At 73.2% G+C, this 20,842-nt stretch carries 21 protein-coding genes; 5 read left to right on the top strand and 16 right to left on the bottom strand.

Annotation, left to right across the window (positions count from 1 at the left end):
- Window positions 1-50: 50 nt before the first annotated feature.
- Both KG111_RS17695 and leuE read right to left on the bottom strand, forming a co-directional pair.
- On the bottom strand, window positions 51-1,889 hold the full coding sequence (locus tag KG111_RS17695; RefSeq protein ID WP_205291314.1) for a sensor domain-containing diguanylate cyclase: 1,839 nt from the start codon (window positions 1,887-1,889) through the stop codon (window positions 51-53).
- 219 nt (window positions 1,890-2,108) lie between these two features.
- The gene (gene leuE / locus KG111_RS17690) at window positions 2,109-2,798 is read right to left on the bottom strand and encodes a leucine efflux protein LeuE (RefSeq protein ID WP_205291315.1); all 690 of its coding nucleotides are present in this window, start codon (window positions 2,796-2,798) and stop codon (window positions 2,109-2,111) included.
- Window positions 2,799-3,038: 240 nt separating this feature from the next.
- On the opposite strand from leuE, the gene KG111_RS17685 reads away from it, so the two are divergent.
- Window positions 3,039-3,665, top strand: coding sequence for a dihydrofolate reductase family protein (locus KG111_RS17685; protein ID WP_205291316.1), 627 nt, complete (start codon window positions 3,039-3,041; stop codon window positions 3,663-3,665).
- 74 nt (window positions 3,666-3,739) lie between these two features.
- Here KG111_RS17685 and KG111_RS17680 read toward each other — a convergent pair whose 3' ends face one another.
- The 4 genes from KG111_RS17680 to KG111_RS17665 form a co-directional block, all read right to left on the bottom strand.
- Window positions 3,740-4,153: a VOC family protein gene (locus tag KG111_RS17680; RefSeq protein ID WP_205291317.1), complete on the bottom strand. Its 414-nt coding sequence runs from the start codon at window positions 4,151-4,153 to the stop codon at window positions 3,740-3,742.
- 115 nt (window positions 4,154-4,268) lie between these two features.
- The gene (locus KG111_RS17675; protein ID WP_205291369.1) at window positions 4,269-4,730 is read right to left on the bottom strand and encodes a GNAT family N-acetyltransferase; all 462 of its coding nucleotides are present in this window, start codon (window positions 4,728-4,730) and stop codon (window positions 4,269-4,271) included.
- A gap of 34 nt (window positions 4,731-4,764) precedes the next feature.
- Window positions 4,765-5,448 carry a TetR/AcrR family transcriptional regulator gene (locus tag KG111_RS17670; RefSeq protein WP_205291318.1) on the bottom strand — a complete coding sequence of 228 codons (684 nt, stop codon included), beginning with the start codon at window positions 5,446-5,448 and terminating at the stop codon, window positions 4,765-4,767.
- A gap of 48 nt (window positions 5,449-5,496) precedes the next feature.
- A complete protein-coding gene (locus KG111_RS17665; protein ID WP_205291319.1) occupies window positions 5,497-5,967 on the bottom strand; it encodes an acyl-CoA thioesterase in 471 nt (156 codons plus the stop codon).
- A gap of 79 nt (window positions 5,968-6,046) precedes the next feature.
- Between KG111_RS17665 and KG111_RS17660 the strand changes: the two genes are divergently transcribed.
- Window positions 6,047-6,382 (top strand): 4a-hydroxytetrahydrobiopterin dehydratase, encoded by a 336-nt coding sequence (locus KG111_RS17660; protein ID WP_205291320.1) that lies wholly within the window; start codon window positions 6,047-6,049, stop codon window positions 6,380-6,382.
- 34 nt (window positions 6,383-6,416) lie between these two features.
- On the opposite strand, the gene KG111_RS17655 is transcribed toward KG111_RS17660, so the two are convergent.
- On the bottom strand, window positions 6,417-7,043 hold the full coding sequence (locus KG111_RS17655; protein ID WP_205291321.1) for a DUF2238 domain-containing protein: 627 nt from the start codon (window positions 7,041-7,043) through the stop codon (window positions 6,417-6,419).
- 126 nt (window positions 7,044-7,169) lie between these two features.
- Window positions 7,170-8,186: an oxygenase MpaB family protein gene (locus tag KG111_RS17650; RefSeq protein WP_205291322.1), complete on the bottom strand. Its 1,017-nt coding sequence runs from the start codon at window positions 8,184-8,186 to the stop codon at window positions 7,170-7,172.
- 80 nt (window positions 8,187-8,266) lie between these two features.
- Between KG111_RS17650 and KG111_RS17645 the strand changes: the two genes are divergently transcribed.
- Entirely contained in the window at window positions 8,267-8,953 is a 687-nt protein-coding gene (locus KG111_RS17645) for a TetR/AcrR family transcriptional regulator (RefSeq protein WP_205291323.1), read from the top strand.
- A gap of 94 nt (window positions 8,954-9,047) precedes the next feature.
- On the opposite strand, the gene KG111_RS17640 is transcribed toward KG111_RS17645, so the two are convergent.
- The 3 genes from KG111_RS17640 to KG111_RS17630 all read right to left on the bottom strand — a co-directional run bounded on the left by KG111_RS17640 (window position 9,048) and on the right by KG111_RS17630 (window position 11,444).
- Window positions 9,048-10,088 (bottom strand): LLM class flavin-dependent oxidoreductase, encoded by a 1,041-nt coding sequence (locus KG111_RS17640; protein ID WP_205291324.1) that lies wholly within the window; start codon window positions 10,086-10,088, stop codon window positions 9,048-9,050.
- The gene (gene trxA / locus KG111_RS17635; RefSeq protein WP_205291325.1) at window positions 10,081-10,476 is read right to left on the bottom strand and encodes a thioredoxin; all 396 of its coding nucleotides are present in this window, start codon (window positions 10,474-10,476) and stop codon (window positions 10,081-10,083) included. The genes KG111_RS17640 and trxA overlap by 8 nt, the downstream gene beginning before the upstream one ends.
- A 128-nt stretch (window positions 10,477-10,604) precedes the next feature.
- A complete protein-coding gene (locus KG111_RS17630; RefSeq protein ID WP_205291326.1) occupies window positions 10,605-11,444 on the bottom strand; it encodes a glycoside hydrolase family 25 protein in 840 nt (279 codons plus the stop codon).
- Between the two features lie 119 nt (window positions 11,445-11,563).
- Here KG111_RS17630 and KG111_RS17625 point away from each other — a divergent pair, with 119 nt between their 5' ends.
- Window positions 11,564-12,658, top strand: a complete 1,095-nt coding sequence (locus KG111_RS17625) for an NAD-dependent epimerase/dehydratase family protein (RefSeq protein WP_205291327.1) — start codon at window positions 11,564-11,566, stop codon at window positions 12,656-12,658.
- Here the strand turns inward: KG111_RS17625 and KG111_RS17620 are convergent.
- The 3 genes from KG111_RS17620 to KG111_RS17610 form a co-directional block, all read right to left on the bottom strand.
- The gene (locus tag KG111_RS17620; protein WP_249666213.1) at window positions 12,618-13,853 is read right to left on the bottom strand and encodes an MFS transporter; all 1,236 of its coding nucleotides are present in this window, start codon (window positions 13,851-13,853) and stop codon (window positions 12,618-12,620) included. The two genes, KG111_RS17625 and KG111_RS17620, sit on opposite strands and share 41 nt — an antisense overlap.
- Before the next feature lie 242 nt (window positions 13,854-14,095).
- Window positions 14,096-16,561: a glycoside hydrolase family 65 protein gene (locus tag KG111_RS17615; protein WP_240195684.1), complete on the bottom strand. Its 2,466-nt coding sequence runs from the start codon at window positions 16,559-16,561 to the stop codon at window positions 14,096-14,098.
- 71 nt (window positions 16,562-16,632) lie between these two features.
- Window positions 16,633-17,406 (bottom strand): HAD family hydrolase, encoded by a 774-nt coding sequence (locus KG111_RS17610; RefSeq protein ID WP_249666212.1) that lies wholly within the window; start codon window positions 17,404-17,406, stop codon window positions 16,633-16,635.
- A gap of 203 nt (window positions 17,407-17,609) precedes the next feature.
- On the opposite strand from KG111_RS17610, the gene KG111_RS17605 reads away from it, so the two are divergent.
- On the top strand, window positions 17,610-18,920 hold the full coding sequence (locus tag KG111_RS17605; RefSeq protein WP_249666211.1) for a cytochrome P450: 1,311 nt from the start codon (window positions 17,610-17,612) through the stop codon (window positions 18,918-18,920).
- Between the two features lie 31 nt (window positions 18,921-18,951).
- Here the strand turns inward: KG111_RS17605 and KG111_RS17600 are convergent, their stop codons facing one another.
- Together KG111_RS17600 and KG111_RS17595 are read right to left on the bottom strand one after the other, a co-directional pair.
- Window positions 18,952-19,755 (bottom strand): ABC transporter permease, encoded by an 804-nt coding sequence (locus tag KG111_RS17600; protein WP_205291330.1) that lies wholly within the window; start codon window positions 19,753-19,755, stop codon window positions 18,952-18,954.
- Complete coding sequence (locus tag KG111_RS17595; protein ID WP_205291331.1) at window positions 19,752-20,837, bottom strand: ATP-binding cassette domain-containing protein; 1,086 nt, start codon at window positions 20,835-20,837, stop codon at window positions 19,752-19,754. The genes KG111_RS17600 and KG111_RS17595 overlap by 4 nt, the downstream gene beginning before the upstream one ends.
- Between the last annotated feature and the right edge of the window lie 5 nt (window positions 20,838-20,842).

The following is a 20,842-nucleotide window of genomic DNA, read 5'->3' as shown; positions in this document are numbered from 1 at the left end:
CCACGAGCCGCGGCGCCCGGTCCCTGGGGGGACAGGCACGGAGCCGACCGTCAGTCCGGCGCGACCTCGACCCGGTTCCGGCCGGCGTGCTTGGCGGCGTACAGGGCCTGGTCCGCAGCGCCGACGAGCGCCGCGGGCTCCGCGCCGGGCCGCAGCGCGGCCACGCCCGCCGACAGGGTGACCGGCGGGGCGGAGGCCCACGCGAAGCTCGCCTCGACCCGGGCCCGGATCCGCTCGGCGGCCGCCGCCGCCATCTCCGCGGTGCTCTCCGGCAGCAGCACGCACAGCTCCTCGCCGCCGTAGCGGTAGCAGACGTCGATCTCGCGCAGGTCGGCGCTGAGCAGCCCGGCCACGTCCTGCAGAACCTCGTCGCCGCGCTGGTGGCCGTAGACGTCGTTGATCTTCTTGAAGTGGTCCAGGTCGATCATCACCAGCGCCAGCGGGCGGTCGTAGCGGTGCGCCCGCTCCACCTCGGCGAGCAGGTCGGCGTCGAACTGGCGCCGGTTCGCCAGGCCGGTCAGGGCGTCCTTGTGCGACATCTCCTCGACCTCGGCGTGCAGCTGGGCGGCCTGGATCGCGGAGGCGCCCTGCAGCAGCAGGCCGTCGAGCAGGCTGAGGTCGAGCGGCTCGCCCTGCTCGTTCTCGATCTCGACCACGGCCACCACCCGGGCCCCGACCACCATCGGCACCGCGACACCCGTGGTGGTCTCGTCGACCACGCTGAGCCGCTCGTCCAGCGGCAGCGCCCGGCCGTAGCGGGCGGCGCGTCCCACCGCGCCGACGCCGACGTCGACGACCTGCGTGGGGGGCCGCGCGGCGGCCCGCGCGGCGGCCGGTGCCGAGCTCAGGTACAGCACGAGCTCCTTGGCGTGGGAGTCCTGCAGCCACAGCTCCACCCGGGTGGCGTTCGCCAGCTCGCAGACGGCGGAGATCAGCCGCTGGGTGGTGTAGCGCAGGCTCAGCGACTCGGTCAGGTCCCGGCTGAGGTCCAGCACCCGCTGCAGGCGCCGGCCGTGGGCCCGCAGCTCCTCGGTGCGCCGTACGGCGGCGTCCTGGCGCTGCACGATGGCATGGGTCATCTCGTCGACGCCGCTGGCCAGCGCACCGATCTCGATCACACCGGGCGCGGGCGCTGGCTCACCGGTGAAGTCGCCGCGGCGTACCCGGTCCACCCGCTCGGTGACCTGCAGCAGCGGCGCCACGACGAGCCGCCGGAGCCGCTGCTGGGCGCGCACCGTGAGCACGATGGAGGCGAGGGCGAGCAGGACCAGCGTGATGCCGCAGAAGCCGAGGGTGCGCGCGATCTTGCTCTCGGTGGTCTCGATCTCGGCGCGCACCGCGGCCTGCAGCGCCTGGTCGCGCTGCCGGTAGGGGTCGAACAGGTTCTTGCCGGCTTGCAGGTAGACCGCCGTCTCGCGGGCGGTGACCACCCCGTCGTCGTCGGTGTCTGCCACGGACTCCCAGTCGCCGCTGGCGGCGGGCACCGCCCACTGCTTCTGCCACGCCTGCTGGGCGGTGATCGTGGCGATGGCGAGTCCGATCAGCTCGGGCTGGCCGCTGAGCGCCGCGGAGAGCCGCTGCTCGTGCACGACCAGCTCGGCGGCGCCCGTCCAGTAGGGCTCGAGGAACTCCTCCTCGCCGCTGGCGAGGTAGCCGCGCACGCCGGTCTCCTGGTCGAGCATCGCGTCGTGGGCGTCGCGGATCGTGCGCTGCGCCTGCCGTAGCTCGGCGAGCTGTGGCTGCAGCTGCTGGGTCAGGAACATCAGCAGCCCCACGACCAACGCCAGGGAGAGCAGCCCGGACACCAGCCCGGGCAGGTTGGCGCGGCCGACGAGCCGGCGCAGCCCGCGGGGTCGCGAAGGCTCGGTGCGCCGCAACGCTGTCCCCATGTCCGCTCCAGTTGTCAGGTGCCACTGACACCGGGCAGGGCGCGCTGCACCTGCCGCGGTGTGCAACGCCGGGCCCCCGCACGCGATGTCGCGGTCCCAACCTAGTGGGCCCGCTGCGGGGGCGTCACAGGACCTGCCGATCCGCTCCGGTGCCGTTGGGGCCGCCGGGGGCCGCCGGGGGCCGCCGGGGGTCGGTGGGGGGCCGTACGGCGCGTGGCGTCACGCCGAGGACAGCGACAGCTTGACCGCGAAGCCGAGGAAGACGGCGCCCACCGCCGACGTCGCGACCGCCGAGACGGCCTTGCGCCGTCGGAAGGCCGCCGCCAGGCGGGTGCCGGCGAAGATCAGCACGCTCAGGTACAGCAGCGAGCATGCCTGCGCGAACGCGCCGAGCACCAGGAACGACACCGCGGGGTGCGCGTAGGCGGGGTCGACGAACTGCACGAAGAACGCGACGAAGAACAGGATCGCCTTCGGGTTGAGCAGGCTGATCAGCAGCGCGCGCCGGTAGGGCCGCTCGGCCCGCGCGCTGGGCTGGGCGCTGGCGTCGGCGGTGGCCGGCAGCTCCGCGGTGACCTGCTCGACGGTCTCCACCACGCCGCGGCGGCTGCGCCACATCTCCAGCGCACCGCGCAGCATCGCGTAGGCCAGGAACCCCAGGTAGCCGGCACCCACCCACTTCACCACCGCGAACGCGGCGTCGTTGGCCTGCAGCAACGACGCCACCCCGGCCGCCGACAGCGTCATCAGCACCGCGTCCCCGGTCAGCACGCCGCCTGCCGCAGCGAACCCGGCCCGCGTGCTGCGCCGCGCCGCCACCGACAGCACGTACAACGAGTTCGGTCCCGGCAGCAGCACGATGAGCACGACGCCGATGAGGTACGTCGACAGGTCGGTGATGCCCAGCACGGGCGCGATCCTCCCACCTCCGGCTCCCGTTCCGGTCCCGATCCCCCCGGATGTGACGGCCCCGACGTGCGAGCCTTGCCCGCCGTCGAATCCCCTCCCGTGGTCCGTCGAATCCCCCGTCGTGGTCCGTCGAATCCCCCGTCGCGGTCCGCCGAGTCGCCCGTCGTGGTCCGCCGAGTCACCTGGGGTGGGCCGAGGTGGGGCCGATGAGTCCGCACCGCTGCGGCGGTCAGTACCTTTATGGACCCACCCGTGCGCGTCACCGCCGACATCGGCGTCACCCTCGACGGCTTCGGCGCCGGGCCTCGTCAGTGCCTGGAGCGCCCGTTCGGCGACCTGGACCAGGCGCCGTTGCACGCGTGGATGTTCGACCGTGCCGACGAGAGCCCGGAGGAGATCGCCGGCATCCTCGAGGCCAAGGCCTACGTGATGGGGCGCAACATGTTCAGCCCCGACCGCGGGCCGTGGGACCTGTCCTGGCGGGGCTGGTGGGGCGAGGAGCCGCCGTACCGGGCCCCGGTCTTCGTGCTCACTCACCATCCGCGTCCGCCGCTGGAGATGACCGGCGGTACGACGTTCCACTTCGTCACCGACGGCCTCGACTCCGCGCTGCAGCAGGCCCGCGCGGCGGCCGGGGACGGCACGGTCGCGATCGCGGGTGGTGCCACCACGATCAACGCCGCGCTCGCCGCGGGCGTGATCGACGAGCTGCGGCTGCACGTGGCGCCGTACTCCTCCGGGCTGGCCGTCGGCGCGGTACCGCACGGCGGATCCCGGCTGTTCGACGACGTGCCCGTGCTCGGCCTGGTGCCGGTCTCGGCGCGGAGCACGCCGCACGTCACCCACCTGACCTACCGGCGCCCCTGAGCGTCCCGGGCGTCCCGGGCGTCCCGGGGCGTCCCGGGGCGTCCCGGGCGTCCCGGAGGGCTGACCTCAGCCGGTCAGGGTGCGTCCTGCGGCGGCGGGCACAGGCAGAACGGGTGCCCGTCGGGGTCGATCATCACCACCCACGCCCCCTCGCCGCTCTGCGTCGGCGCCACGGTGGCGCCCAGCGCACGGGCGTGCTCGAGGGCCGCGTCGAGGTCGTCGACCCGCAGGTCCAGGTGGAACTGCTGCGGGTGTTCGGCGGAGGGCCACTGCGGCGGCGTGTAGTCGGCGACGCCCTGGAAGTTGAGCGTGACACCGAGCAGGTCGGCCGAGGCGTAGCCGTACTCCGGGTAGACGCCGGTGACCTCGCCGCCGGCCAGGTCGGCGTAGAACTGGGCCAGGCGAGCGGCGTCCGGGGTGTCGAGGGTGATGGCGACGAGGCCGGTCACCGGGCTCGTGGGGGAGGTGCCAGGGGTGGGATCGGTCATCACGTCAGTGTTCCCCCCGAACGGGCGTCGCGCCAGGCCCATGCGCGCAGCGTCAGGCCGCGCCCTGCGGCGGCGGGCACAGGCAGAACGGGTGCCCGTCGAGGTCGGTGCCGGCTCAGAGCTCGCGCCGGTAGCTCAGCATCCGGTAGTCGGCGCCGGGCTCGACGTTGGTGAAGCCGTGCCGCTCGTAGAACCGGCGGGCGTCGGCGTCCACCTCGTCGACGTTGATGTGCATCTCGATGCCGCTGCGCGCCCGCACCTGTGCCAGCGCGGTCTCGAGCAGCAGCGTGCCGGTGCCCTCGCCCCGCAGGTCGGGGCGCACGTAGAGCTCCTCGAGCTGTGCCAGCGGCCCGTCGCCGTACGGCGTGGGGCGCAGCGTCAGGAAGGCGAAGCCGATCGGGGCGGCCTCCACGGCCCGCTCGGCGAGCACGACGAGCACGTCGTCGCCGGCCAGCAGGGTGGTGAACCTGCGGGAGAGGTCGGCGAGGGTCGGGCTGGGGGCGTCGAACTCGGCATTGAACTCGTGCAGCAGCGCCGCGACCTGCTCGGCGTCGCCGACCGTGGCGAGCCGGGCGATCGTCGGCGGGGACGCGGGCGTGCTCACGGAGTGCTCACCAGGGGCTCGCAGGTCGGCCGAAGAGCACGCGGACGGTGTGCAGCAGCCGCGGCTCGTCGTACCGCTCGGGGTCGGCCAGCACCAGCCTGCCGAGCTGCTCGAGGGCGGCGACCAGGGCGTGGGAGAGCACCTCGGGGTCGATCACGGCGCCGCCGTCCTCGTCGCTGCCTCCGCTGGTCTCCCTGCCCGCCCCTTCTCTCTCGGCCTGCTCCTTCTCGGCGCGGGCGGTGAGGAGCTGCTCGAACACCGAGCGCAGCTGCTCGCGGTCGGCGGCGATGCGGTCGAGCACCGCGTCCGGCACGTGCGGTCCGGGGCACAGCATCGCCCGCCACAGGACGGGGTCGTCGAGGACCATCCGGTGCAGCGCGGGTGCCGCGCGCTCCATCACGGCGGCGAGGTCGTCACGCTCGGGTGCGTCGAGGTCGAGGGCGGCGTAGAGCTGGTTCATCGAGCGTCGTTGCTGGCGATCGATCAGGGCGAGCAGCAGCGCTCCGAAGCCGTCGTAGCTGCGGTAGACGAACGGCTGGCCGACCCCGGCCTCCTTGGCGATCGTCTCGATGTTCAGCGCCTCGAAGCCGTCGCGGTCGATGATGCGCAGCGCCGCGTCGAGCAGCTCCTCGCGCCGGTCCTGCAGGGCGCGCACGTCGGCGACACGGCGCCTGCGGATCGGACGGGGCACGCACCCACTGTAGGGCGGCCCGGCACAGACGTGCCGCGCCGCGGCCCGTCAGCGGCCCGGGCGCTCCCGCAGGTCCACCGGTTCCCCGAGGTACGACGCCAGGGTGGCCCGGACCTCCTCGGAGATCGGCCAGGAGCGGCCGGCCGTGGTGTCCCAGAAGACGACCGTCGACTCGGCGACGATCGCGGGCGGGTGGTCGGCGTCGACGCGCAGCTCGTAGCCGACGGTGAACGACGAGCCGCCGATGTGGCTCACCCAGATCCGCACCAGGAACGGTTGGTAGGCCACGAACCGCATCTCGGAGTGGTAGTCGATGCGTTGGGCGCCGACGAGCTCGGCCACCCCGGACGGCACGTCACGGAACAGGCCGGGCCGGTCGCTGCCGGGCAGGGGCGCGAACCGGAAGAACAGCAGCCGCGCCTCGTCGAGGACCCGCAGTGCCTCCACGTTGTCGACGTGCCCGCCGAGGTTGACGTCGCGCACCCGCGCCTGGATCTCGCACTCGAAGACCTCACCCACGCCGAGGATCCTCTCAACCGGTGCGTTCGTGCGGTGCGTCGCCCTTGGCGTTCGGCCCCAAGCCCCCTAGCGTCTGGGAATGGCGTACGTCGTGGTGAGTGGTGACGAGTTCCTCTCCGCCTCAGGACTGGGGGACTGGCGGGTCGTGGCCGGGCAGGCCCACGCGCTGTTCCGCACCCGTGACTTCGCGACCGGGCTGCGGCTGGTCGCGGAGATCGGCCGGATCGCCGAGGCGGCCGACCACCACCCGGACGTGAACCTGCGCTACGGCGTCGTGGAGGTCCGGGTCTCCACCCACGACACGCAGTCGCTGACCACCGTCGACATCGCGCTGGCCCGGGCGATCTCCGCTGCCGCCCGTGACCTCGGGGTGAAGGCGGAGCCGTCGTCGGTGCGGGCGTGGGATGGCCGCTGAGGCAGCGTCGAGGTGACGCTGCGCCCCGAACCGCTCAGCGTCCGAGCTGGGGCGCGACCTCGCGCAGCTGGCCGAAGCGCCACAGCGAGTGGATCGCCAGCGCCGCGAACACGGAGCCGGCCACGCCGAGGCCGAGGTCGCTGAGGGTGTCGGCGTAGGCGAAGGCACGCTCGGCGTGGCCGTTGATGAAGGCGAAGTACTCCGCGACCTCCCAGGCGATCGCGCCGGTGGCGCCGACCGCCAGGGCGCGCTCCACGAGCCGCACCCGGGGCGTGGTGTGGTGCAGCGTCAGCAGGATGACCGCCGCGGCCAGCAGGCCGGTGTTGGCGAAGTGCATGAAGTCGTCGAACCAGACGATCTGGTCGTAGAGGTCCATCCGGTTGCCGAGGATGTCGGTGAAGCAGGTCAGCGTGACCAGCATGTCGGGGACCCACGGGAAGGAGGCCCGCTCCTTCCACGCCAGCAGCCAGATCAGCGGGATGGTGAAGGACGCCAGCGGGTAGCCGATCGCGCGGGCCTCGGCGGCCTTGTCGCGCAGGTTCGAGCCGTCGGGGTCGACGAGGGCCAGCAGGAGCAGCCCGACGAGCATGCCCTTGGCGGCGACGTCGAGGCCGCGGACGACGACCGGGGTGGGGTAGCGGACGGCGGCGACATCGCTCATCGTCGTCCCCTTCGCCCCGTGGCCGGTCCGGGCGGGGCCGTCTCGGCGCCGCCTGCGGGCGCGTTCGTGCGCCCGTCCCCCGGCCGCGATCCTCTCATGTACGGCGCCCCGCGCCTCGATCGGCCGTTAGTCGGGTGCGGCGAACGACGTGAGCTGCGGCTTGGCGTAGAGCGCCCGCAGGCGCTCGTAGCGGAACCGGTTGTAGGCCAGCGGCTCGAGCAGCAGCCACTTCGGCAGCCGGTGCCGACCGAGGCGGATGAGCGCGGTGTAGAGGTCGAGCTCGCGCTGCAGCCGCGGCGTCCAGGTGATGCCGAGCAGCTCGCGCATCCGCGGGTGCGCGGCGCCCGCGGCGCAGACCCGCGCCGGCCGGCTCAGCGCCGGCGTCGCCGCCCGCCACAGCGGCGTGATGAGGCGGTGCAGCCAGCGGGGGCCGATCAGGGTGGGCACCGGCAGCGCGTCGAACGTCTGGTTCGCCCACTGCAGGAACTCGTTGTCGGCGAGCTTCGTGGTCGCGACCTGTTCGTAGTACGCCTCCATCTCGGCGACCGTGCGGGGCACCGCGGCGGCGTCGCTGGGCAGGTCGGAGGCGCTGAGGTGCAGCGCGGTGCGGTAGACGACCTCGCGCTGCTCGTCGTCGAGGTCGCGGCCGTAGGTGGTCACGTAGCCGGTGTAGAAGATCAGCAGGCTGCTGGTGCCCACCCACTTCCACACGGCGGGGTTGAGCGCGCTGTAGCGCTCCCCGGAGAAGTGGCCCTTGCCCTTGCCGTGCACCCCGGCGTGCAGGTTCTTCAACCGCTCCGCGGTCGCGTGGCGGTCGACGTCGTCGCCGAACAGCAGCAGCGGGCCCCACAGGTAGCTGCGCAACCCGCGGTTGGTGAAGTTCTCCGCGAACCGGCCGGTGGCGTCCACCGCGGCGGCGACCTCGCGGTAGGCGACCTGGTCGAGCGCGAGGCGGCCGAACAGGCCGAACGTCAGGGGCATCCCCATCCACCAGCGCACGTCGGCGGCGAGCTCGTGGTGCGGCTGCGAGGGGTGCCACGGCGGCACCTCGGGCGTGCCTGCTGCGGCCGGTGCGGCTGGTACGGCGTCGCGGCCCGTGCTGGGACTGGCGCTGGGACTGGGACTGGGGCTGGTGAGCGTCATCGGGGAGCATCCTTGAACGGTCAACACGTGTTGTCAGATCCCATGAACGCATCTGAGAACGCCTGTGTCAAGATGTTTGGGTGCAGCAGGAGCGGACCACGGACAGCACCCGCCGCTACCGCGGCCAGGCCCCCGAGGAGCGGGTCGCGGAGCGGCGCGCCCGGCTGCTCGCCGCCGGCCTGGAGCTGTTCGGCACCCGCGGCGTCGCCGGTACGACGGTGCGGGCCGTCGTGGAGGACTCCGGGCTCGCGGCCCGCTACTTCTACGAGTCCTTCGCCGGGATCGAGGCGCTGGAGCGGGCCGTCTTCGACGAGATCGCCAGCGAGGCCGCCACCCGAGCCCTGGGCGCCCTGGCCGCGGCCGGTGCAGAGGCGTCGCGGCGCGAGCGGATCCGGGCGGTGCTGGCCGAGATGGTCGACCTGATGCTCGAGGACCCCCGCAAGGGTCGGATCGCGCTCATCGAGTCCGTCAGCTCCCCGGCGCTCGGCCCCCGGGTGCTCGCCGAGAGCCGCCGCTTCGCCGGCCTGCTCGCGGTCACCGCCGCGCACGGCGACCCGGCCGTCGCCGACCCCGACGCGCTCGCGGAGACGATCGGGGCGCGGGTGCGGATGGTCGCCCGGTTCCTCATCGGCGGCGTGGCGCACACCCTGGGTGCGGTGCTGCAGGGTGACATCGCCGTCGAGCGCGAGGAGGTCGTCGATGCCCTCGTCGACGTGTTCGACGTCGTCGACGCCCAGCTCATCGCCGGGACCGGCGCCCGGCCCTGACCCGGCCCTGGTCGACGTGGGTGGTCGACGTGGGTGGTCGACGTGGGTGGGTCGACGTGGGTGGTCGACGTGGGTGGGCGACCGGGTCAGGCGGTCAGGCCTCTTCGGCGAGGAGCTCGCGCACCCGCGGGATGACCGCCTTGCCGTAGAGCTCGATGCACCGCATCAGGTGCTCGTGCGGCAGCGGCCCGTTGGAGTACTTCAGGTCGAAGCGGTCCAGGCCCAGGGTGCGCGCGGTGTCGGCGATCTTGCGGGCCACGGTCTCCGGGGAGCCGACGAACAGCGCACCGGTCTCCACCTCGGCGTCGTACTGCGCCCGGGTGACCGGCCCCCAGCCGCGCTCGGCCCCGATCCGGTCCCGGTTGGCCTTGAAGTGCGGGAACAGCAGCTCGCGCGCCTCGCCGTCGGTGTCGGCCACGAAGCCCGGGGAGTGCACGCCGATCGGCAGCGGCGGCTTCCCGAGCTCGGTCAGGGCGCGGCGGTAGAGGTCGGCGTACGGCGCGAACCGGGCCGGCTCGCCGCCGATGATCGCCAGCATGAGCCCGAAGCCGTACTGCGCGGCCCGGACCACCGACTCCGGGGAGCCGCCGACGCCGATCCAGGTCGGGATCGAGCCGCGGTCGGTGTGCGGGAAGATCCGGGCGGCGCGCAGCGGTGGCCGCAGCCGGCCGGCGTCCCAGGTCACCGTGCCCTCGCCCTGCAGCGCGGCCCACAGGTCGAGCTTCTCGCTGAACAGCTGCTCGTAGTGGGCCAGGTCGTAGCCGAAGAGCGGGAAGGACTCGGTGAACGAGCCGCGGCCCAGCGTCACCTCGACCCGACCACCGGCCAGGGCGTCGAGGGTCGCGAACCGCTCGTAGAGGCGCACCGGGTCGTCGGAGCTGAGCACGGTCACCGCGGTGCCCAGGACGATCCGCTCGGTGCGGGCGGCGATCGCGGCCAGGACCACGTCGGGTGCGGAGATCGCGAAGTCGTCGCGGTGGTGCTCGCCGAGCCCGATCGCGTCCACGCCGACCGTGTCGGCCAGGACGGCCTGCTCGACGACGTCGCGCAGCACCTGGGCATGGCTCAGCGGCGCGCCGGACGCATCGGCGGTGACGTCGCCGAAGGTGTCCAGCCCGAGCTGGAGCTCAGCCACGCTGGTCGGCGGTGCCAGCCTGGCCGGCGTCGGCCTGGCCGGCGCTCTCCGCGATCGCGGCGTCCACGTCGAGCTCGCGCACGGCGTTGATCAGCTGGTCCAGTGCCTGCGCGGGCAGGGCACCGGCCTGGGAGAACACCAGGTGGCCCTTCTTGAACGCCATCAGCGTCGGGATCGAGCTGATCTGCGCGGCACCCGCGAGGTCCTGCTCCTCCTCGGTGTTCACCGAGCCGAAGACCAGGTCCGCGTTCTGCTGCGCTGCCGCCTCGTAGATCGGGGCGAAGTTGCGGCACGGGCCGCACCACGACGCCCAGAAGTCGACGAGCACGATCTCGTTCTCGAGGATGGTCTGCTCGAAGTTGCCGGAGGTCAGGTCCACGGTGGGCATGTGGGTGCAACGACCCGAGGGTGCCTGATGTTCCCCTCCGATCTGCGCGGGCTCCGCGCCCCAAGAGAATTCGTCGAGAATCCGCCGAGATCCGACAAATCTGCTTGGGAGGCGGAGCGTACGACGGCTCAGCCGGTGCGGCGCAGGTTCAGGTCCACCCCGCCGGCGATGCCCGGCACGGTGCCGCGGTCGTCGTACTGCCACACCTGCCAGGGCCGCCGCGGCTCGCGGTCACCGAGCCGGCGCACCCACTGCGGGTGGTCGGCCAGGTCGCCGGCGAAGCCGAAGCGCTCCTCCAGCTCGGGGTAGAGGTAGACCACCGTGCGGGTGCCGGTGTGGGCGTCGACGACCGCCAGGAACTCGCGCACCTCGGCCAGCAGCTCCGCCCGGGGTGGCGGGGTCGCGCAGCTGCCGGCCAGCTCCAGGTCGAGCGCCGGTGCCAGCTGTCGCACCGGGTCGTGCTTGCCGAGGACGTCGATGAAGTGCCGGGCCTGGGCGGTGCCGTCGGTGCAGAGCTGGAAGTAGTGGTAGCCGCCGACCACCAGCCCGCGGGCGGTGGCCGCGCGGCGGTTCTCGGCGAAGCGGGGGTCGACGAACCGGGTGCCCTCGCTGGCCTTGAGGTAGGCGAACTCGATGCCGGCCCCCGCCACCTGCCGCCAGTCGATCGGGCCCTGGTGGTGCGAGGCGTCGATCCCGGTCTGCTCGGTCTGCTCGGCGGGGGCCTGGCCGGTGGTGGTCTGGTCGGTGGTGGTCTGGTCGGTGGGCGACGGTCGGGGGGCGTCGGCCGAGCTGGGCGCGGTCGTCGGAGACGTGCTCGGAGTGGCGCTCGGCGATCCCGTCGGCGAGGCCGGCGAGGACGGGGAGCCGGTGGCCGAGCTGCTCGCGGTGGTCGGTCCGGGTGCGGACTCGTCTGCGCCGCAGCCGGCGAGGAGCAGGGGTACGGCGAGCGCCACGACGGTCGCGAGCATGCGGCAGCGGTGTCCCACGCGGTCAGCCAACCATGCCCGTACCCGCCCGCTACCGGCTGTCCGCAGGCCGCAGGCCCGGCGACCCTTGCGGAAGTCGGGTCGCCGGGTTCAGATGGGCCATGCGCATCCTGGTCTTGGGCGGCAACAGGTTCCTGTCCCGTGCGGTGGCCGCCGAGGCCGTGGCGGCCGGGCACGAGGTCATCTGCGTCAACCGCGGCCGCTCCGGCACGGTGCCCACCGGTGTCGAGCACCTGCGCTGGGACCGCGACGAGCCGGCCCCCGCCGACCTGGTCCAGCGGCTGGCCGACCGCCCACCCGACGCAGTGGTCGACGTCGCCCGGCGGCCCTCCCACGTGCGGCGCGCGCTGGACGCCGTACCGCCGGCGCACTGGGTCTTCGTCTCCACCATCTCCGTCTACGCCGACGATGCCGACGCCGGCGGCCCGGGGGTGGGGACGCTGCTGGAGCCGGTCGTCGACGACCTGGACCCGATGAGCAGCCCGGAGGCGTACGGCGCGATGAAGGTCGCCTGCGAGCAGCTGGTGCACGAGGCGGTGCCGGGCGCGGTGGTGCTGCGGCCCGGGCTGATCGTGGGGCCCGGCGACCCGAGCGGCCGGTTCGCGTACTGGGCGTGGCGCTCGGCGCACGACGGCGAGGTCCTGGCGCCGGGTCGGCCCGAGGACCTGGTGCAGGTCGTCGACGTGCGCGACCTCGCCACCTGGATCGTCGCCCTGGCCGAGCGGGGCCCCGTCACCACCCCCGTGGCGGAATCGGGGGACCCCGGGGAGCCGGGAACGCCGACCGTGTACGACGCCGTCGGCCCGGTGACCACGTTCGGCGACCTGTTCGCCGCGGCCCTGCCGGACGCTCGCCCGGTGTGGGTCGACCACGACTTCCTGCTCGCCGAGGGCGTGGCGAGCTGGGCCGGCCCCCGGGGCATCCCGCTGTGGCTTCCCCGGCCCTCCTACGACGGCATGATGTCCCACGACGCCGCGCCGGCCACGGCGGCGGGACTGGTGTCGCGCCCGCTGGCAGACACGGTGCGCGACACGCGGGCGTGGTTGGCCGCCGACCCGGCGGCCCGGATCGACGGCATCACCGCCGAGCGGGAGGCCGAGCTGCTCCGCCGGTGGCGGGTGCAGGAGGGCGGTTCGCCGGAGCCGCCGGTCGCGCTCAGCCGACTGGCCGCTCCCCGCCCACCGGCACCGCGCTGATCGCGACCAGCGGGAACACCGCGGCGAGGGCGAACGTGGCGCCGTAGCCCCAGGCCGTGATGGACAGTCCCGCCAGCGGGGGGACCGCGACGGCGGCGAGGTGTTGGGCGGTGTTCTGCAGGCCCATCGCACGCCCCGACCAGAACGGCCCGGCCCGCTCGGCGATGGCGGTGAACGCGAGACCGTTGTCGGCGACGGTCAGCGCCGAGGCCGCCACCAGCAGCAGCACCGACACGGCGGTCAGCAGGGTCGATCCCTCCGCCAGCGCCGCGGCGCCGCCGAGCAGCGCCATGCAGACACCGGCGAGCACGGCGACCGCACGCATCGGCCGCATCCGCGACCCCATCGCGTCCGAGAGCCAGCCCGCCCCGATCCGGGCCGCGGCGCCGGCCACCTGGGTGGCGGCCACGGTCAGCCCGGCCAGGCCCGGGGACCAGTCCAGCCCTTCGACCAGCCAGGTCAGGCCGAACGTCCAGACCAGGAACTGCGGCACCACCAGCAGCACCGAGGAGCTGTGGATCCGCAGCAGGAAGGAGTCGGCGCGGTACGGGTTGACCACGGCGCGCCGCTCCCCGGCCGCGGGACGCGGCGGGTCGAGCACGGTCAGCGCCACCCCCGCCGTGGCCAGCACGGTCGCGGCGGTGGGCACCCACAGCGCCGGGCCGATGCCGTGGCTGTGCGCGACGACGGCGACGGTGGCCGCGGCCAACCCGACGCCGAGTGGCTGCCCGGTCTGCCGGATGCCCATCGCCACGCCGCGCCGCTGCGCGGGGAACCAGCCGACCACGACCCGCCCGGACGCCGAGTTCGTGGCGGCGGCGCCGACCCCGGCGAGCGCCAACGCACCCGCCAGGGCCGCGGGCGAGCTGGTCAGCGTGGCGAGCAGGCCGCCGAGGCCGGCGATGCCCAACCCGCCGAGGAGCGCGAACCGCTCGCCGCGCCGGTCCACGACCAGCCCCCAGAGCACCAGGGTGCACATCATCCCGGCCATCGCCGCGGAGGAGACCAGCCCGGCCGCGGCCAGGCTCAGCCCGTTGCCGCCCTCGGCGACCGGGCGGTGCAGCTGCGGGATGAGGAACGACGGCGCGGCCACCATCGCCGCCGTCGAGGCCTGCGCCACCGTCCCGGCCGCCAGCATCGCCCAGCGCCGGGCGTCGCTCACCTCCCGCGCGGCAGCGGGACGAAGTTCGGTCACGGTTCCAGTGAACGCCCCGAGCGGTGCCACCCACGCCGCGTCTCACCCCGGGATCGTATGACGTCGGTTGCACGCGCCCGGGCCGTCGCGCAGGTCGTGTGGCGCGGCGCGCGCCGTACGTCGTACGCCTCAGGCGTCACGGGGGCGGAGGTTTCCTGGCGGGATTGGGGGTTGTAACCCCCGATCCGCGCAGGAATCCCCGGTCGACCGGGGATTCCTGCACCCAGCCCGCTCGACCCCGCTCACTCCCCGCTGGGCACGATGGCGGAGATGACGGTGCCGTCGGAGCGCCGGGTGCCGGCGGGGTACTTCGGCTGGCCGCTCAGGCGCGGCCCCTGGTCCTTGAGCGCGACGGTGACGGGCTTGCCGGGCGCGACGGTGACGAGCTCGTCGCGCACGTCGAAGGTGATCGCCCGGTCACCGTCCTCGACCAACAGCTCGAGCTCGCTGGCGCGCACGGTGACGCGGACCCGGGTGCCGCGCAGGGTGAGCCGGTAGACGAGGCTCTCCCACGCCTCGGGCAGCCGCGGGTCGATGCGCCACTGCCGCTTGCCGGCGCCGGAGCCGATGTCGCGGAAGCCGCCGAACCCGGCGACCAGTGCGCTCCACACCCCGCCGGTGGACGCGACGTGCACGCCCTCGGCGGTGTTGGAGTGCCGGTCGGCGAGGTCGACGTACAGGGCGGCGTTGAAGTAGCGCAGCGCGAGCTCGTGGTAGCCGACCTCGGCGGCGATGATCGACTGCACCGTCGCCGACAGCGTGGAGTCGCCGGTGGTGATCGGGTCGTAGTACTCGAAGTCGGCCTTCTTCTGCTCCGCCGTGAACTCATCGCCCTGCAGGTAGAGCGCGAGCACGACGTCGGCCTGCTTGAGCACCTGGAACCGGTAGATCACCAGCGGGTGGTAGTTCAGCAGCAGCGGCCGCTTCTCCAGCGGCGTGTTCCGCAGGTCCCACATCTCCCGCTCGAGGAAGTCGACGTCCTGGGGGTGGATGCCGAGGTGCTCGTCGAAGGGGATGAGCATGCCGGCGGCACAGTTCTCCCACTCGGTCGGCTCATCCGGCGTCAGGCCGGTACGACGCACCAGGTCGGCGTACGCCTCGGGGAAGTTCAGCGCCAGCTCCCGCACCGCCCGCGCGGCCCGGCGCAGGTTGAACCGGGCGAGCACGTTCGTGTACAGGTTGTCGTCCACCACGGCGGTGTACTCGTCGGGCCCGGTGACGCCGTGGATGTGGAAGGTGCGCTGGGTCTCGTCGCGCCAGAACCCCAGGTCGGCCCACAGTCGCGCGGTCTCCACGAAGATGTCGATCGCCTCGTGGGCCAGGAAGTCGTCGTCCCCGGTGGCGCCGAGGTACTGGCTCAGCGCGTAGGAGATGTCGGCGTCGATGTGGTACTGCGCGGTGCCGGCGGCGTAGTACGCCGACGCCTCGTGGCCGTTGATGGTGCGCCACGGGAACAGGGCGCCCTTCTGCGACAGCTCGCGTGCTCGGGTGCGGGCGTACTCGAGCAGCGTGTAGCGGAACCGCAGCGCGTTGCGCGCCGCCCACGGCAGCGTGTAGGTCAGGAACGGCAGGACGTAGATCTCGGTGTCCCAGAAGTAGTGGCCGCCGTACCCGGACCCGGTCACCCCCTTGGCCGCGATGCCCTGGCCCTCGGCGCGGGCGGAGGCCTGCAGGATCGAGAAGAGGTTCCACCGGATGGCCTGCTGCAGGTCGGGATGGCCAGGCACCTCGACGTCGGAGCGCGCCCAGAACTGGTCGAGCCAGGCGCGCTGGGCGTCGTACTGTGCCTCGACGCCCTCCTCCCAGGTGCGGTCCAGCGTGCGCTCGCAGCGGTCGATGAGCTCGCGGGCCGGGATCGTGTTCGCGGTGTGGAAGGCGACCAGCTTGGTCAGCCGCACGGTGGTGCCCGGCTCGCCCGCGATCCGGTAGATGACCTTGGCGAGGTCGTCCTCGGAGTCCACGGTCATCGAGTACGGCGCGTCGGTCTCCAGGTGGTGGTCGGCGACCACGCCCAGGGTCATCTGGCTCTCGCTGGTGCGGTAGCCGAGCTTGAGCCGGCCGGTCGCGGGGTCGGCGTGGTGCAGCTGCGGCTCCAGCACGCGGTGGTCGAACGAGGCGGCCTGGCGGGGGTCGGTGGTGCCGCCGCCGAGGCCGGCCTGGCGCGGCTTGTGCTCGTCGCTGTCCTGGCGGTTCATCAGCTGCGAGGAGATGATCAGGGAGGCGCCGTGGTCGAGCAGGGTCACCTCGAACGTCATCACCGCGAGGTGGCGCTGGGCCAGCGGCACCATCCGCAGGCTCCGGACCCGGACCCGCTTGCCGGCCGGGGTGCGCCACTCCAGGTCCCGTTCGAGGACCCCGCTGCGGAAGTCCAGCACCCGCTCGTAGGCGCGCATGTCGGCGATCGAGACCTGCAGCGGCTCGTCGTCGACGTAGAGCCGGATCACCTTGGGGTCGGGCGCGTTGACGATGGTCTGGCCGACCCGGGCAAAACCGTAGGCCTCCTCGGCGTGCGAGATCGGCCAGGTCTCGTGGAAGCCGTTGATGAAGGTGCCGTCGAGGTGGGCGTCGCGGCTCTCGGAGTAGTTGCCGCGCAGGCCGAGGTAGCCGTTGCCGACGGCGAACAGCGACTCGGTGATGCCCAGGTCCGTGCCGTCGAAGCGGGTCTCGACCAGGCGCCACGGGTCGACGGGGAACCGGGTGCGGTCCATCGGGTCCTCGTGGGCCGGTGGCGGCTGGTCCGGCGGACCCTGGTTGCTGTGGTCCTCGGGCAGGTCGGCGGTCATCGGGCTCCTCCGTCGATCAGCTCGGCCAGGTCGGTGACGACGAGGTCGGCGCCCGCCGCCTGCAGCGGCGCCTCGCCGGCGCCGCGGTCCACCCCGATCACCAGGCCGAAGTCGCCGGCCCGCCCTGCGGCGACACCGCTGACGGCGTCCTCCAGCACGACGGAGGTGGCATTGGTGGCGCCGAGCTCGGCGGCGGCGTGGGCGTAGGTGTCCGGGGCGGGCTTGCCCGCCAGCCCGAGGTCGGTGGCCAGGGCACCGCTCAGGACGAAGGCGAACCGGTCGGCCAGCCCTGCGGCCCGCAGCACGTCGGGCGCGTTGCGGGAGGAGGAGACCACCGCCATCGGCACGCCCAGCGCGCCGAGCTCGTCGAGCAGCGCCACGGAGCCGGGGTAGGCGGTGACGCCCTCGGTGGCGAGCACCTCGGTCACGACGTCGTTCTTGCGGTTGCCCAGACCGCACACCGTGAGTGCGTCCGGCGGGTCCTCCGGCGTGCCCTCCGGCAGGATGATGCCGCGCGAGGCGAGGAAGCTGCGCACCCCGTCGTAGCGCGGCTTGCCGTCGACGTAGTCGAAGTAGTCCTGGTCGGTGTACGGCGGGTAGGTCACGCCCTCGGCCGCGGCGTGCTCGGCGAGGAACGCGGAGAACATCGCCCGCCAGGCGTGCATGTGGACCACGGCGGTCGGCGTCAGCACGCCGTCCAGGTCGAAGAGCACCGCCCTCCAACGGGTCCAGTCCACCAGGGGCTCGTGAGCAGGCGTGGTCGCAGACACTTGTTCAGGCTAGCCCTGTCTCGGTGCCGGGGGTGTTGCTCGCCGGTGACGGATTGCCGCGCAGCGCGACACGCACGGGCCCTCAGGGTGCCATCTCAGGGTGGGGCCAGGGTCCGAGGATGGGCGCACCGGCCCACGAGGGCGCCAGGTTCTGGTGGAATAGCGCCATGCAGCTCCCTGCCTTACCCCGTGCGCTCGGACGCGTGGCCACCCCGGTGCTCGGTCCGGTCAAGCAGCGCGCGGGGGTGTGGCTGCTCAATCGCACGATGCGCAACGGCATCGACCTGCGCAAGCTGCGGTTCCTGCCGGACGCCTTCACGGTCCCGCTCAAGCGCGACGGGCTGGACCCGTTGCCCACCGTGATGCGGATGCAGACCGACGCCCCGGTCAAGAAGCTCGCCGACCTCTTCGGGCGCGGTGTGTGGCTGGTGACCGGGTACGACGAGGCCCGCCAGGTGCTGGCCGGCGGCGCCGAGGTCTGGTCCAACGACCTCGGCCAGTTCGTCTCCCAGGAGGGCCGCTCGGCGGAGGAGCAGATCGGCGGGCTCGGGATGACCGACCCGCCGCTGCACACCCAGCTGCGTCGCTACCTCACCCCCGAGTTCACGATGCGCCGCCTGGCCCGGTTGCAGCCCGGCATCGAGGCGATCGTCGCGCAGCGCCTGGACGCGATGGAGGCCGCCGGCGCGAACGGGCGAGCGGTGGACATGGTCGCCGAGTTCGCCTTCGCGGTGCCCTTCGACGTCATCTGCGACCTGCTCGGCCTGCCGGTCAACGACCGCGCCCGGTTCCTCGAGCTCGGGGTCGCCCGGTTCGACCTCAGCGAGGGCGGTGCGGGCGTCTTCGGCGCCGCCGCGCACACCCGCGAGTTCCTCATCAACGCGGTGCGCGAGCAGCGCGACAACCCCGGCGACGGCCTGATCGGTGCGCTGTTGAAGGCGCACGGCGACGAGCTCGACGACGTCACCCTCGGCGGCATCGCCGACGGCGTGTTCCTCGGCGGCTATGAGACCTCGGCCAGCATGCTGGCGCTGGGCACCTACCTGATCGCCACCACCCCGAAGGCCGGCGAGATGCTGCGCTCGGACCCCGAGTCGGTGGACAAGGTGGTCGAGGAGCTGCTGCGCCACCTGTGCGTCGTCCAGCTCGCCTTCCTGCGCTTCGCCAAGCGTGACGTCGTCGTCGGTGACGTGCTGGTCAAGGAGGGCGACGCGGTCGCCGTGTCGCTCATGGCCGCCAACCGGGACCCGAGCCTGGGCGAGGGCCTCGGTGAGTTCGACCCGACGCGCGAGCCCACCCGGCACCTGGCGTTCGGCTGGGGCATGCACCGCTGCGTCGGCGCCGAGCTGGCCCGCATGGAGCTGCGCACGGCGCTGCGGATGCTCGCCGAGCGGTTCCCCGACCTGCGCATGGCCGCCGACATCGACGACCTCGACTTCCGCAAGCTCTCCATCGTGTACGGCGTGGAGTCGTTGCCGGTGCACCTCGGCGAGCGGCAGCCCGCATCCGCCTGAGCCCCTCGGCTGAGCATCCAGGGGCGGGGTGCTACTTGCTGCCCGCCCGCGCGTACTGCCGGATCGCCAGCGGGGCGAACACGACGAGGACGATGAGCACCCAGATCAGGGTGTAGAGCACCGGGTGCTGCAGCGACCACACGTCGGGCGGCACCTGGCCGCCGGTGTTGCCGAACAGCTCACGGCTGGCCTGGGTGAGCGCGGAGACCGGGTTCCACTCCACGAAGGTGCGCAGCACCCCGCTGAAGGACTCCGCCGGCACGAACGCGTTGGAGACGAACGTCAGCGGCATGATCACGATGAACGAGGCGTTGTTGATCACCTCGACGCTGGGCACCAGCAGGCCGACCAGGCCCATCACCCAGCTGATCGCGTAGGCGAAGACCAGCAGCAGCGCGAGCCCGGCGAGCGCCTCGAGCGCGCCGTCGCGGATCCGCCAGCCCACCAGCAGCCCGGTCAGGCCCATGATCAGCAGCGAGAGAACGTTGTAGACGACGTCGGAGGTGGTCCGCCCGATCAGCACCGCGGAGCGGGCCATCGGCAGCGAGCGGAACCGGTCGATGATGCCCTTCTGCATGTCCTCGGCGATGCCCGCGCCGGTGAAGGTCGCCCCGAACACCACCGTCTGGGCGAAGATCCCGCAGACCAGCCACTCCTTGTAGTCCACCGCCCCGGGCGGGGAGATCGCTCCGCCGAAGACGTAGGCGAACAGCAGCACGAACAGGATCGGGCTGATCAGCACGAACACGAGCACCTCGGGCACCCGCTTGATCTTGATGACGTTGCGCTGGGCGATGACCCAGCCGTCGCTCAGGGCCTGCAGTGCGCCGTTCATCGCGCGATCTCGCTCTCGGTGTGGCTGTCGGTGTGGCTGTCGGTGTGGCTGTCGGTGTGAGTCTCGGTTCGGGTGTCGGTGGGGTGGCGGGCGTCGTTCGCGGGCTCGTTCTCCTCGGACCCGGTCTCCGTGCTGTCCGAGCCGTGGCCGGTCAGGGTGAGGAACACGTCGTCCAGGGTCGGGCGGCGCAGCCCGGCGTCGAGCACGGCGACCCCGTCACGCTCGAAGTCCTGCAGCACGCGCAGGAGTGCGCTCGTGCCGGCGGTCACCGCCGCGGTCAGGTCCCGGCCGTTCTCCCCGACCTGGACCTCGCCGACGGCGACCTGCCCCAGTGCGCGGACGGCGGCCTCGCGGTGTGCGGCGTCGGCGAGCACGACCTCGATCCGCTCGCCGCCGATCTGGGACTTCAGCTGGTCGGCGGTGCCGGTCGCGATCGCCTTGCCGGCGTCGATGACGATGATGTTGTCGGCCAGCCGGTCGGCCTCCTCCAGGTACTGCGTGGTGAGCAGCAGGGTGGCGCCGGCGCCGACGAGCTCCCGGATCACCGACCACATCTGCTGCCGGCTGCGCGGGTCGAGGCCGGTGGTGGGCTCGTCGAGGACCAGCACCGGCGGCTCGGCGACGAGCGCACCGGCCAGGTCGAGGCGCCGGCGCATGCCGCCGGAGTAGGTCTTGGCGGGCCGGTCCGCGGCGTCGGAGAGGTCGAAGCGCTCGAGCAGCTCGCGCGCTCGCTCCCGTGAGCGGCGCCGGCCCAGGTGGTAGAGCCGGCCCACCATCACCAGGTTCTCGTAGCCGGTCAGGTGCTCGTCGACCGCCGCGTACTGCCCCGACATCCCGATCCGTGCCCGGGCGGCCGCCGGGTCGGCCAGCACGTCGACGCCGGCGACCCGGGCGGTGCCGTCGTCGGGCACCAGCAGGGTGGTCAGGCAGCGCACCGCCGTGGTCTTGCCCGCGCCGTTCGGGCCGAGCAGCGCCAGCACCCGGCCCTCCGGGACCTCGAGGTCCAGGCCGTCCAGGGCCGTCACGTCGCCGTACCGCTTGGTCAGGCCGTGGGCACTGATCATCGACTCCGTCGTGTTCATCGCCG

Origin of the sequence: Nocardioides faecalis (assembly GCF_018388425.1) — a bacterium.
GTDB lineage: Bacteria > Actinomycetota > Actinomycetes > Propionibacteriales > Nocardioidaceae > Nocardioides > Nocardioides faecalis.
This window is presented reverse-complemented; position numbering and strand designations above follow the sequence as displayed.